We start from the raw sequence: 12,480 nt of genomic DNA, 5'->3' as shown, positions 1-12,480 counted from the left end.
TCGCGGACAAGTCGCGCTCCCACGGCCTGCGGCCAGAATCAAAAGCGATGAGCCGCAGTGTCAGTGAGCCGGCACCAACCTCAATACGTCCTTGCTGTTCCCCGCCACATCCCCCTCGCTGAACCGCTCCGGCATGTATTGCCCACTGACGTAGGCTTTGGCCTGATCGGCGTAGTGCTTGTCGAACAACACCCCACTTTGCCCGACCGGGTTGATACCCAGCGCGTGCGCCGGGTCGGCGAAGTCGATCAGGCGGCGTGTCGATGGTCCATAGGTCACAGGCCACGGCGCGTTGCCGATATTCGCCGAGAGGTTGTTGGGCACTTCATGGGTACCTGGCGCGGCGAACGGGCCGATATTGAACAGCATGTCGAGCGGTGGCTGACGCCCCAGCGGGTGCTCATGGGTCAGCGTATGGGCCTTACCCCAGACCCATTCATCAGGATTCAGCCCATAGAGCGATTTGAGGTGCGAGACCGTTGCGTGCCAGGCCATCTTCACGGTGTTATCGCGGCTCTCCGGCTCCGGTGAATGGCGGTTGTTCCACCATGGCGAGTTCACATCGGCAGCCAGACGCGGCAAGGCCATGTCGATGACCCGCGTCGACAACAACGTGGCGAACAGGCCATCACCCAGCTCGTCCCGGAACGTTCGGTCGCTGAGGTTGTAGACGAACTGGTTGAATAGCGTCGCGCCCACCGAATCCACCGCATAGTCACCTTTCCAGGCGGCCAGGCGCTCGATCAGATCGTGCTCCTCCGGATCGCTGATCACCCGACGCAACACGGGAATCAGCGGCTTGAGGATCTGCGCGGCATAGTCAGTCTGCGTGCCCAGTTGCAGCGCCTGGCTGTTTTCAAGGTTCCATTTCACGCTGTCGTCGCTCAGTTGCCTGTTCAACTGGCGCCCACGTTCGGCAAGGTTGTAGTAACCGGGAATCTCCATACCGGTGGGTGAAACCGGCTGAAAGTTAGCGGAGACAATGAAGCCGCGTGCCGGGTTCTCTTCCTGCGGGTTGGCGCTGAACGGATAGAAGCCGGTCTTGTCCGCCTGTTCGCTGCTGCCATCGAGAATGAACGCCGGGTTCACCCCGACCGGACGCTTGGGCAATTGCGCCGCCGCCCACCAGCCGATATCGCCCTTGGCGTTCGCATAGACCACGTTCAGGCCGGGGGACTGGATCTTCTCGGCAGCGCTGCGCATCTTGTCCAGCGTGTCGGCGCGGTTGGCTTCGTAGAAGCCTTGCAGGATCGGGTTCTCTGATTCAAGGAACGACCACCACATCGCAACCGGTGTATCGGCGTGATCCTGAATGCCGCTGGCGCTCAGCACGTCATTGACGATCGGGCCATGTGGGGATTGACGCAAGGTGAACGTGATCGGTGATTCGCCTTTGACCTTGATTTGCTCGGGACGCGAAGTCATGTCGACCCAAGCGCCGTGGTACCACACCTGGTTTGGGTTCTCAGGGTTCACCTTCTCCGCGACCAGATCCACGTCATCGTTCTGGAACATGGTCAGGCTCCAGCCGAAGTCCATGTTATGGCCGAGCAGGGCGAACGGATTCAGCCCCTGAAAGTGGCCGTACAGCTCAAAGCCTGGTGCAGACAACTGCGCCTCGTACCAGACTGCAGGCACCGAAAAACGAATATGCGGATCGCCTGCCAGCAAGGGTTTGCCGCTTTGCGTGCGGCTACCGGAGACCGCCCACGCATTGCTGCCCTCGAACTGCGGAAGGCCTGCATCTTCCAGCGCCTGCTGACTGAGCAATGCCAGATCGCTCAGGCCTTTCCAGTCCTTGCTGCTCAGGGTGGGTGCTTGCCCCAATGCGCCCTGCGGTTGCCAGTCAAGGTCGAAGACTTTCAGGTAATCCGGTCCGAGTTGGTCGCGTATATACGTCAGCAGAGGTTCGGTGCGAAACGCGGCGGCGAAGCTGTAGGCCAGATAACCGCCAATGCTCAAGGTGTCCTCAGCCGTGAAGGGCCGCTTTTCGATGCCCAGTACGTCGAACTCGACAGGTCTGGGGTGAGTGGCCTGGTACTGGTTCACACCGTCCAGATAGGCTTGCAGGGCTTTCCAGGCTGGGGTGTTCTTGTCCTGGCGGGCAACGTATTGATCCGCATGCTCGCGAATCCGCAGGCTGCGAAACAGCTTGTCGGTCGTGACCAGTTTCGGCCCGAGGATTTCAGCCAGTTCGCCCCGCGCCAGCCTGCGCAGGATTTCCATCTGGAATAGCCGGTCCTGAGCGTGCACATAGCCGAAAGCGCGATACAGGTCGTCCTGATTCTCGGCCTTGATGTGGGGTACGCCGCGCTCGTCATAACGCACGCTGACCGGGGCATGCAGGTGAGTCAGCGCGATCTCGCCGTCGCGCACGGGTTGTTTGCTGTGGATATACCAGGCGCCGCTGACCATGATCAGGAGGAGGACCAGCGCGACGAAAGAAAGACTGCGTTTCATCCAGAGGGGCTCAAAAGATGATCGAGAAGCGAGGAAGGCTACAGATTTGTCGCGTGACTGGGTAGACGGGCTGCAAGACGGGAAACGCGCCGTATCGCCTGTAGCGGCGCAGTCTTTTTGCGATGAATTTGCCCCCGCAGCGACGCTCCCCGTGTCAGTCAGCGTGCTGCCACGAGCAATAACACCCCACTGCCATGGTGTGTGTGGCGCTGACGGGGCGATTGCTTTTAAGCGCCAGCACAATGGGCTCGATGAAGCTGTTTTTCGAGTTGCACACCAGCCCCTCGCTGTAGGGCCCGAAATACGCAAGTTTGCCCTGACGGTCCCAGATCGCGACCGCCGGACTGGAGGTGATCCGGTCGGCGCCGGGCAGACCGCTCAGAGGCTGGATGGCACTCAACGTATCGGGCAACTGGCTGTGGCTGCCTGGTTTCTGCACCGCGTAGAAATCCACACCGTTGGCACCCGAGAAGTGCTCAACCAGCTCGGTCAGGTGTTGCTGATTGCCGACGTTGCAAGGGCAGGCGGGATCCCAGAAATGCACCACGCGAATACGCCCAGGCCCCGAAAGCTGTGGCGGCAGGCTCAGCGCATCGCCCGCGAACAGCGCGGTCTTGTCACTGAACGCACGGACGTATCGTCCCTCAAACCACTGATAGCCTGCCCATAGTCCGGCCGCGCAGATGAACACCGTCAGCGTAATGATGAACGTGCGACGTCGAGTTCGAGGCTGAGCGGTCATGGGGGTGGCTTCGATTGGGGTGACGTAGCTTGCCACGCCTGAGAGGACAGAAGAAACTCACCGGCAGTGGTCACCTTTTGATTCCTGTTTGCCTGATCTGGAATACCGATGTCCAACACGTTCGACCCCGACCGCCTGCGTGCCGCACTGCAACCTCTGAATGCCCGGCTTGCTTTGTCCGAAGAAGGGCAGGCTTACCAGCGCTTTTACAATCTGGCGGGCCTGGGCCGCGAGGGTCTGGTCAGCAGCCGTCTGGGCCGATTCGAGGTGGGCGGTTATGAAATTGTCACTCAGTTATGGACCCCCGAGCAGCCGGTGGCGACGCTGGTATTGGTCCACGGTTTTTACGATCACATGGGCTTGTACCGGCATGTCATCGAGTGGGCGCTGGAACTCGGGTTCGCGGTGATTTCCTGCGACCTGCCAGGGCACGGCCTGTCCAGTGGCTTGCGGGCTAGCATTACCGACTTCGCTGAATATCAGGCGGTGCTCAACCGGTTATTCGTTGAGGCCGAGATTCTGCAGTTGCCCAAACCCTGGCATTTGTGCGGGCAGAGTACCGGTGGCGCCATTGTCATCGACCACCTGCTCAATCATGGGGATGAGAGCCCGGCTCAGGGGCAATCCATTCTGCTTGCGCCGCTGGTGCGGCCTCGGGGCTGGACTTGGTCGAAAGTCAGTTATTACCTCTTGCGATCCTTCGTCAAAGGCACCGACAGGCGCTTCAGCGAAAACTCAAATGCACCTGCGTTTCTGCCATTTCTGATGGCCGATCCGTTGCAGCCTAGACGCTTGCCCACCGCTTGGGTCGGGGCGTTGGCAAAGTGGATCGAGCGTATCGAGAGCGCGCCTCACAGCCGCCGCAGTCCATTGATCGTGCAAGGCGAGTCCGACATGACAGTGGACTGGAGCCACAATCTGGCGGTGCTCAACGAGAAGTTCAATCAGCCGCGGATCCTCATGCTGCACGAGGCGCGGCATCACCTGGCCAATGAATTGCCGGAGTTGCGCGAACGGTTTTTCAGGTTTCTGACGCAGCGGATGGGGTGATTTTTCCTGTGCAGTCCGGCTTGCCGGCGGTGGCGTCCTTGCAATTGCCACCGCCGGCAAGCCGGACTGCTACAGGAGGGTGTGTGGTTCGATCAAGGGGGGCGAGCCTTATTTCAGATTTTGCCCAACCGCCAAGCCCGCGCGAATCGCTGCCAGCGCCGCCTGATAATAAGCCTGGCCTTCGGCGGACTCGGCAAAGGTGGAAAACTCTTCCAGCTCCGAGTCAGACAAGTCCCGGTAGACATACAACAGCGTGTTGCTCATGTCGTTGCTGATCTGCCCCATCAGGCGCTGACGCTGGCCATCGAGCATCGCTTGGGTCGTGCCGCCGCCCATCAACCCTGGAATCATCGAGCTCAAGCTGTCGGCGGCAACGCCTGCGATGGCAAGGCTGACCTCCGCGCCAGCCTCCTTGGCGGGCAGGGCGTTGACCAGATGGCCGATGGTCAGCAGGCGATTGTCGCTGGCCTGGATCTTAGGCAAGCCCTGCGCGTTCTTGGCCAGTTGATCGGGGCGGGTGGCGGTCAGTTCGGCGTTGACGATCTTGCGGCCCAGTGGCGACTGGAAGAACTGCAGCGCAGGGTTCGGGTCCTGCAACGTCTGACGCAGCTTCTGCTCGGCGCGCTGATCCATGGCTTGGGGGGCGAAACGCTGATTGCTGTTGTTGACCAGAGCGTCGAACACCGCAGGCGGCAGGCTGTTCTTGTAACGCTGCTGCGCAGCTTTGAGGGCGTCGTTGAAATGCGCGCGTTGTTCCGGCCAGCCGGTGACCTTGTACAACTGGTCGTGGCCGTCTGCCCAGGCGGGCATGGTGCAGAACATCAACATCAGGAAAAACAGACGGCGCATTAGAGACTCCTGTCGGCAGGCCGCTATTCTCGGCGGGGCGGCGGGGATTTGTCGAGACAACAAATGCCAGACCCCACTAAAATCCATGGGTTCGGCGACATTTCGTATAAAACGAATGTCCCTTTTTAAACCCGAAAAAATAAACTTTGGTCGGCAGACCACGGGCTCTGTTGGATTGATCGGCGTATGGATACTATGCGCGCCATGCGCATATCCTCCGATCACCCTCTGCTGTTACGAATCGTCGATGACCTGGCCGATCGTGGCTGGTCACAGCAGGATATTTTCCTCCCGGAAAGTCTGACCGGTGAACTGGCGCTCGAGTGCCGCAAACGTGCAGCCGAAGGTGAGCTTGCCCCTGCGGCGGTCGGGCGCGGACCTGCGCAGGAAGTTCGCGAGGGAATTCGCGGCGATCATATCCAGTGGCTGGAGCCAGGACAGGCCGAGCCCTGCGATCGTTACATGGAATTGATGGACAGCCTGCGCCAGGCGCTCAATCGTGGATTGTTTCTGGGGCTTGAGGATTTCGAGAGCCACTTCGCCCTTTACCCGCCAGGCGCGTTCTACCGCAAGCATGTAGACCGTTTTCGCGACGACGACAAGCGGATGGTCTCGGCGGTGATCTACCTCAATGACGACTGGCTACCGGAGCACGGCGGCCAGTTGCGCATGTTCCTCAAGGATGGCGCGCAATACGACGTGCAACCTAACGGCGGATCTCTGGTGGTGTTCCTGTCCGGCGACATGCCTCATGAGGTTCTGCCAGCGACCCGTGATCGCCTGTCCTTGACGGGCTGGTTTCGGCGCCGTGGCAGTGAACCGTTCGAGCTTTGATTGCCTGCAAGATGAAATCTTCTACATAAAGCCACTCTCTCGACGCTTCCCGGCCCGGATCGGACTAAGGTAAATGCCGTGCTAGAGCGTTTGTCCGAGGGGCATGAGCCGATCCGTCGCGTCATGGTCCGAGTCTGCGCGTCTAAAAAACCAGGAACTGGAGAGATCATGAAGACCCTATTCGCAAGAACTGCCCTGGCTGGCCTGCTGCTTGGCTCGACATTTATGGTGCAAGCGGCGGACGTGCCGCGCACGCCGTCGCCTGCCGGTGCTGAGGTCTACATCATCTCGCCGAAGGACGGCGCCACGGTCAACGGCACATTCAAGGTCCAGTTTGGCCTCAAGGGTATGGGTGTTGCGCCCGCAGGCGTTGACGTGCCGGACACCGGCCATCACCACTTGCTGATCGACGTGAAGGATCAGCCTGACATGAACGCGCCGCTGCCGACGACCGACAACATCCGTCACTTCGGCAAGGGCCAGACCGAAACCGAACTGACCCTCGCCCCGGGCCAGCACACCTTGCAGCTGCTGGTGGGCGACAAGAACCACGTGCCGCTGAACCCGGTCGTAGAGTCGCAGAAGATCACCATTACAGTGAAGTGACCACAATCCAGGCACAAAAAAAGGAGACCCGAAGGTCTCCTTTTTATTTGGCCCTGATAAAGCGGCTTAGAACAGAACGCGGCTACGAATGGTGCCTTTGATCTGTTGCAGCTTCTCTTGCGCCAGGTCCGAGTACTCGGCGTCGACGTCGATGACCACGTAACCGACTTTCTCGTTGGTCTGCAGGAACTGACCGGAGATGTTGATGCCGTTTTCGGCGAACACCTTGTTGATTTCGCTGAGCACGCCCGGAATGTTTTCGTGGATGTGCAGCAGGCGGTGCTTGCCTGGGTGAGCCGGCAGGGCCACTTCCGGGAAGTTGACCGAGGACACCGACGTGCCGTTGTCGCTGTACTTGACGAGTTTTTCCGCCACTTCCAGACCGATGTTGGCCTGAGCTTCGGCAGTCGAACCACCGATGTGCGGGGTCAGGATCACGTTGTCCAGACCACGCAGCGGGCTTTCGAACTCGTCGTCATTGGAGCGCGGCTCGACCGGGAACACGTCGATTGCAGCGCCGATCAGGTGCTTGTCCTTGATCGCGTCGGCCAGCGCGTTGAGCTCGACCACGGTACCGCGAGCGGCGTTGATCAGGATCGCGCCTTTCTTCATGGCACGGATTTCCTTCTCGCCGATCATCCACTGCGTCGATGGCAGCTCGGGTACGTGCAGAGAGACGATGTCGGCCAGGCCCAGCAGTTCGTTCAGGCTGGTGACTTGAGTCGCGTTACCCAGTGGCAGCTTGGTCAGCGGGTCGTAGAAGAACACCTGCATCCCCAGGCTTTCAGCCAGAACCGACAGTTGAGTACCGATCGAGCCGTAGCCGATGATGCCCAGCTTCTTGCCGCGGATTTCAAACGAGTTGGCAGCGCTCTTGATCCAGCCGCCGCGATGGCAGGAAGCGTTCTTTTCCGGGATGCCGCGCAGCAGCAGGATCGCCTCGGCCAGTACCAGCTCCGCCACCGAACGGGTGTTGGAGTAGGGGGCGTTGAATACGGCGATACCGCGCTCGCGAGCGGCGTTGAGGTCGACCTGGTTGGTCCCGATGCAGAAGCAGCCCACTGCGACCAGTTTCTTGGCGCAGTCGAACATCTCTTCAGTCAGTTGGGTACGGGAGCGAATGCCGATGAAGTGAGCGTCGGCGATCTTTTCCTTCAGCTCGGCTTCCGGCAGAGACTTGGTGTGGTACTCGATGCTGGTATAACCGGCGGCTTTGAGCACGTCGACTGCGGATTGGTGGACGCCTTCGAGAAGAAGGAACTTGATCTTGCTCTTGTCGAGGGAAGTCTTGCTCATCTGCGTAAACCTGTGTCCCGGAAAAAATGGCAGGGAATGGACAGCTTGAGCTGGCCTCACGGCGCAACGGCGCCATCGCAGGTCGGCCTCAGGCACGTCTCTGCGGGGGCGGTATGCTAGCATATGTGCCCCGCTAAATACCCGCTCCTGCGACGTGAAGCGTTCTCAGGATGACCATGAATAGTTCGAGAGTTCGCGATGATCGATCTTGCCGTAATTGAAGCGCTGAAGACGTTGGTTGAGCCCGGTAAAGTCCTGACCGACGCAGATTCCCTCGAAGCCTACGGCAAGGACTGGACTCGCCAATACGCGCCCGCGCCAAGCGCCATCGTCTTCCCCAAAACCACCGAACAGGTACAGGCCATCGTGCTCTGGGCCAATGAACACAGTGTGGCGCTGGTGCCTTCCGGCGGACGCACCGGGCTTTCGGGGGCCGCGGTGGCGATGAATGGGGAGGTAGTCGTTTCGTTCGACTACATGAATCAGATTCTCGAACTCAACGCCACCGACCGGACGGTTCGCTGCCAGCCCGGCGTGATTACCAAGCAGCTGCAGAATCACGCCGAAGAAAACGGCCTTTATTACCCTGTGGACTTTGCCTCGTCCGGTTCCAGCCAGATTGGCGGCAATATCGGCACCAACGCAGGCGGCATCAAGGTCATTCGCTATGGCATGACCCGCAACTGGGTTTCCGGGCTGAAAGTGGTGACGGGCAAGGGCGACATCCTTGAACTGAACAAGGACCTGATCAAGAACGCCACTGGCTACGACCTGCGTCAGTTGTTCATCGGCGCTGAAGGTACGTTGGGTTTTGTCGTCGAAGCCACGATGCGTCTGGACCGCGCGCCAAAGAACCTGACTTGCATGGTCCTCGGCACCCCGGACTTCGACGCGATCATGCCGGTGCTGCATGCCTTCCACGGCAAACTGGACCTGACGGCATTCGAGTTCTTCTCGGACAAAGGCCTGGCCCGCATCATGGCCCGCGGCGATGTGCCGGAGCCGTTCGAAACCAAAACGCCGTTCTATGCCTTGCTGGAATTCGAAGCGAGCAACGAAGAGATCGCCAACGAGGCGCTGGCCACCTTCGAATATTGCGTGGAGCAGGGTTGGGTCATCGACGGCGTGATGAGCCAGAGCCAGCAGCAGTTGCAGAATCTGTGGAAGCTGCGCGAATACCTTTCCGAGACCATCTCCCACTGGACGCCGTACAAAAACGACATCTCGGTCACCGTGTCGAAGGTCCCGGCGTTCCTCAATGAAATCGACGCAATCGTCAGCGAGCATTACCCGGACTTCGAAGTGGTCTGGTACGGCCACATCGGCGACGGCAACCTGCACCTGAACATCCTCAAGCCGGAGAACCTGGCCAAGGAAGAGTTCTTCGCCAAGTGTGCGACGGTCAACAAGTGGGTATTCGAGATCGTCGAGAAATACAACGGCTCGATTTCCGCCGAGCATGGCGTCGGCCTGGTCAAACGCGACTACCTTGAATACAGCCGTTCGCCAGTGGAAATCGAATACATGAAAGCGGTAAAAGCAGTATTCGACCCTAACGGCATCATGAACCCAGGCAAGATTTTTGCGTTGTAAGCGCCGGTTCACCGCTACGCGTTCATAAAAGATAAAACAGCACGACCCCGCATTCAGGAGCGCTCATGAGCTATCAGCACAAGTATGTCGACGGAACCAAGGTTCATTTCCCGCTGGGTAAGGTCGTCTGCATCGGCCGCAACTACGCCGAGCACGCCAAGGAACTGGATAACCCGGTGCCGACCGAGCCGCTGCTGTTCATCAAACCAGGCAGTTGCGTGGTGGAAATCGAAGGCGGCTTCACCATTCCTCAGGATCGAGGTTCGGTGCATTACGAGGCTGAAATTGTCGTGCTGATCGGCAAGCCCCTGAGCAAGAACCCGAGTCGCGAAGAGGTGCTGGACGCGATCTCCGGTTTCGCGCCGGGCCTTGATCTGACCCTGCGTGACGTCCAGTCCAAGCTCAAGGAGAAAGGCCTGCCGTGGGAAATCGCCAAGTCGTTCGACGGCGCTGCGGTAATCGCACCCTTCGTATCCCCGGACGTTTACCCGGACCTGGCCGACATCTCGATCCGCCTGACCGTCAATGGCGAAGTACGCCAGGACGGTAACAGCAGCCAGATGCTCAACCCCATCGTGCCGATGATTCAGCACATGGCCTCACAATTCTCGCTGCTGGCCGGCGACCTGATCATGACCGGTACGCCAGCGGGCGTCGGACCATTCAATGTCGGCGATGAGATCGTGCTCGAGCTGCCGGGTCAAAGCCGCTTCGAAAGCGACGTGCGTTGACCCAGACCGCTTTCGGTCGTCCGAAGGCCGCCTGCGATGTTTCTCAGGCGGCCTTTTGTTGTGCGCAGAGCAGGATGTATCGGGAATGTCCGGGTTGCCGTTTTTTTCACAACCGATCTGGATAATCCCTCGCCGACCGCAGCGCCACGCCGCTGCGCCATGGAATTTTTTCAGGATCGCTTCGATGACCGCTGACGCCTCGCAACTGAGCAAACCTAAAAGCCGGCCACGCTTTCGCTGGTCCTGGCTGCTGATCGCCGTGGTGGTGATTCTCGTCGGCCTGTCGTACGCGTGGCATTGGGATGATCGGGGTCTGTTGTGGCTGCGCGAGCAGACGGCGTCGGCATCCGAACGTGCGGCCAGCGTCTGGCTGCCGGACTACAAGGTCGATATCGACGGCAAATCGCTGGTGGGGCTGGAGAAGGACGAAGCGTCCGATCTTTCCTATGACCCGGTCAGCAAGACCTTGTATTCGGTGATGGGCAAGAACGCGTTTCTGGTTGAGCTGAGCCTGACCGGTGATGTGCTGCGCAAGATTCCGCTGGTGGGCTGGAGTAACCCGGAGGGCGTCGAGGTGTTGGGCAATGGCGTGATCGCCATCGTCGATGAGCGTCAGCACCTGTTGACCATGACCACTGTGACCCCGGAAACCAAGAGCCTGAACATCGCTGACTTCCCGAAATACGATCTGGGCCCCTCGATGGACCAGAACAAAGCGTTCGAAGGCGTGACCTGGGACGCCAAGAACCAGCAGATCCTGCTCGGCGAGGAGCGTCCGCCTGCGTTGTTCAGCTGGAAGTCCGACGGCACGCCCGTTTTGAAGGGCGACAAACAGAAGCTCAGCAACGACAACCTGATCATGCGCAACCTTTCGGCCCTCTATTCGGATCAGAAAACCGGCCATCTGCTGGTGCTGTCGGCGGAATCGCACTTGCTGCTGGAGTTGGACGAGAAGGGCAACAAGGTCAGCTTCATGACGCTGGTGCGGGGGCTCAACGGCCTGGGTCACACCATTCCTCGCGCCGAGGGCGTGACGATGGACGAGAACGGCACGATCTACATGGTCAGCGAGCCGAACCTGTTTTATTCGTTCAAGAAGTTGTAAACAACTTCCGCCCCAGATGATGAACACCGTGTAGCAGTCCGGCTCGCCGGCGGTGGTGCCCTTCAGTTGGTCACCGCCGGCAAGCCGTGCTGCTACAACTACCTCATAAAAGTATTGAGCTACCCACTCAGCTTAAGGCTGGTTTCAGACTAGGGTGATATTAAAGCGCCTTCTGTTTGTCATTGAGCCTTCTGTATGCGTCGTCTCTCACCCCTCAATAGCGTTCTGCTGACCCTTCTGATTCTGCTGTTGCTGGCGGTTTCCTATCTCGTCACCCGTGAATACAGGGTGATCGAGCGTGTCTGGTTCAATTGGCAGGTGTTCTGGCAGTCAAGCGATGCACAGGCGTTGGGACTCGATGATTACGAGGTGGTCATTGAGGGCAGGCCCATTGAGGGGCTGGAAGACAATGTGTCGGCTCTGAGTTTCGATCCCCAACGCAAGACCCTGTTTACCGTGACCAACAAAGATCCCGAACTGGTCGAGCTGAGCCTGGACGGGCGTGTCCTGCGGCGAATTCCGTTGACCGGTTTTGGCGATGCAGAGGCGGTGGAATACATCAGCCCCGGCATTTATGTGATCAGCGATGAGTACGACCAGCGCTTGATCAAGGTCCATGTGGACGATGACACGCTGTTTCTCGACTCGGCAGACGCCGAGCAACTGACCTTGGGCATCGATGCGGGCGGCAACAGCGGTTTCGAAGGGCTCGCCTATGACAATCGGGGGCAGCGCCTGTTCGTCGCCAAGGAGCGCCGACCGGTGCAGATCATTGAAGTGCGCGGTTTCCCCAATCTCGATCCAGACTCGCCGAACATACTCGAAGTGAGCTCCAGCAAGCAGCGTGATGCTGGGCTGTTTGTGCGGGATCTGTCCAGTTTGCAGTTCGATGAGCGCAGTGGGCATCTGCTGGCGCTGTCCGATGAGTCGCGGCAGATTCTGGAGCTGGATACCGAGGGCAGGCCGGTGGGCAATGTATCGCTGAGCAAGGGCAGCATGGGGCTGAGTAAAAGCGTGCCGCAGGCGGAAGGCATCGCGATGGGCGACGACGGGACGTTGTATGTGGTGAGTGAGCCGAATCTGTTTTATGTGTTCAGGAAGAAGTAGGCGATCAGAAAAGCGGTGCTCTCGGGTGCCTGGTACTTGTAGGAGTGAGCTTGCTCACGATGACGGTTTCTCAGGCACGCAAGTCGTGAGTGATACACCGTCGTCGC

11 protein-coding genes are annotated in these 12,480 nt (G+C 59.4%); 7 read left to right on the top strand and 4 right to left on the bottom strand.

The features are described from left to right. Window positions 1-60: 60 nt before the first annotated feature. Both D3M70_RS23170 and D3M70_RS23165 read right to left on the bottom strand, forming a co-directional pair. The gene (locus tag D3M70_RS23170) at window positions 61-2,460 is read right to left on the bottom strand and encodes a penicillin acylase family protein (protein WP_120127950.1); all 2,400 of its coding nucleotides are present in this window, start codon (window positions 2,458-2,460) and stop codon (window positions 61-63) included. 154 nt (window positions 2,461-2,614) lie between these two features. Further along, window positions 2,615-3,202, bottom strand: a complete 588-nt coding sequence (locus D3M70_RS23165; RefSeq protein WP_120127949.1) for a DUF6436 domain-containing protein — start codon at window positions 3,200-3,202, stop codon at window positions 2,615-2,617. Window positions 3,203-3,310: 108 nt separating this feature from the next. Between D3M70_RS23165 and D3M70_RS23160 the strand changes: the two genes are divergently transcribed. Beyond that, window positions 3,311-4,252, top strand: coding sequence for an alpha/beta hydrolase (locus D3M70_RS23160; protein WP_120127948.1), 942 nt, complete (start codon window positions 3,311-3,313; stop codon window positions 4,250-4,252). Between the two features lie 108 nt (window positions 4,253-4,360). On the opposite strand, the gene D3M70_RS23155 is transcribed toward D3M70_RS23160, so the two are convergent. Further along, window positions 4,361-5,101, bottom strand: coding sequence for a DUF2059 domain-containing protein (locus D3M70_RS23155; RefSeq protein ID WP_120127947.1), 741 nt, complete (start codon window positions 5,099-5,101; stop codon window positions 4,361-4,363). A 195-nt stretch (window positions 5,102-5,296) separates the two neighbouring features. On the opposite strand from D3M70_RS23155, the gene D3M70_RS23150 reads away from it, so the two are divergent. Both D3M70_RS23150 and D3M70_RS23145 read left to right on the top strand, forming a co-directional pair. Beyond that, window positions 5,297-5,935: a 2OG-Fe(II) oxygenase gene (locus tag D3M70_RS23150; protein WP_165869882.1), complete on the top strand. Its 639-nt coding sequence runs from the start codon at window positions 5,297-5,299 to the stop codon at window positions 5,933-5,935. A gap of 225 nt (window positions 5,936-6,160) precedes the next feature. Beyond that, window positions 6,161-6,541 (top strand): DUF4399 domain-containing protein, encoded by a 381-nt coding sequence (locus D3M70_RS23145; RefSeq protein WP_375233032.1) that lies wholly within the window; start codon window positions 6,161-6,163, stop codon window positions 6,539-6,541. 66 nt (window positions 6,542-6,607) lie between these two features. Here the strand turns inward: D3M70_RS23145 and serA are convergent, their stop codons facing one another. Beyond that, window positions 6,608-7,837, bottom strand: coding sequence for a phosphoglycerate dehydrogenase (gene serA / locus D3M70_RS23140; RefSeq protein ID WP_120127944.1), 1,230 nt, complete (start codon window positions 7,835-7,837; stop codon window positions 6,608-6,610). A 198-nt stretch (window positions 7,838-8,035) separates the two neighbouring features. Between serA and D3M70_RS23135 the strand changes: the two genes are divergently transcribed. The 4 genes from D3M70_RS23135 (at window position 8,036) to D3M70_RS23120 (ending at window position 12,373) form a co-directional block, all read left to right on the top strand. After that, window positions 8,036-9,430 carry an FAD-binding oxidoreductase gene (locus D3M70_RS23135; RefSeq protein ID WP_120127943.1) on the top strand — a complete coding sequence of 465 codons (1,395 nt, stop codon included), beginning with the start codon at window positions 8,036-8,038 and terminating at the stop codon, window positions 9,428-9,430. 65 nt (window positions 9,431-9,495) lie between these two features. Further along, window positions 9,496-10,161 carry a fumarylacetoacetate hydrolase family protein gene (locus D3M70_RS23130; RefSeq protein WP_120127942.1) on the top strand — a complete coding sequence of 222 codons (666 nt, stop codon included), beginning with the start codon at window positions 9,496-9,498 and terminating at the stop codon, window positions 10,159-10,161. 184 nt (window positions 10,162-10,345) lie between these two features. Continuing rightward, window positions 10,346-11,266, top strand: a complete 921-nt coding sequence (locus D3M70_RS23125) for an SdiA-regulated domain-containing protein (protein WP_120127941.1) — start codon at window positions 10,346-10,348, stop codon at window positions 11,264-11,266. A gap of 195 nt (window positions 11,267-11,461) precedes the next feature. Next, window positions 11,462-12,373: an SdiA-regulated domain-containing protein gene (locus tag D3M70_RS23120; protein ID WP_120127940.1), complete on the top strand. Its 912-nt coding sequence runs from the start codon at window positions 11,462-11,464 to the stop codon at window positions 12,371-12,373. The last annotated feature ends 107 nt before the right edge of the window (window positions 12,374-12,480 follow it).

The organism is Pseudomonas sp. LS-2 (genome assembly GCF_003605735.1).
In the GTDB taxonomy this organism is placed as follows: Bacteria; Pseudomonadota; Gammaproteobacteria; order Pseudomonadales; family Pseudomonadaceae; genus Aquipseudomonas.
Note: the sequence above shows the minus strand (reverse complement) of the source record. Positions and strands in the feature narration are given on the sequence as shown.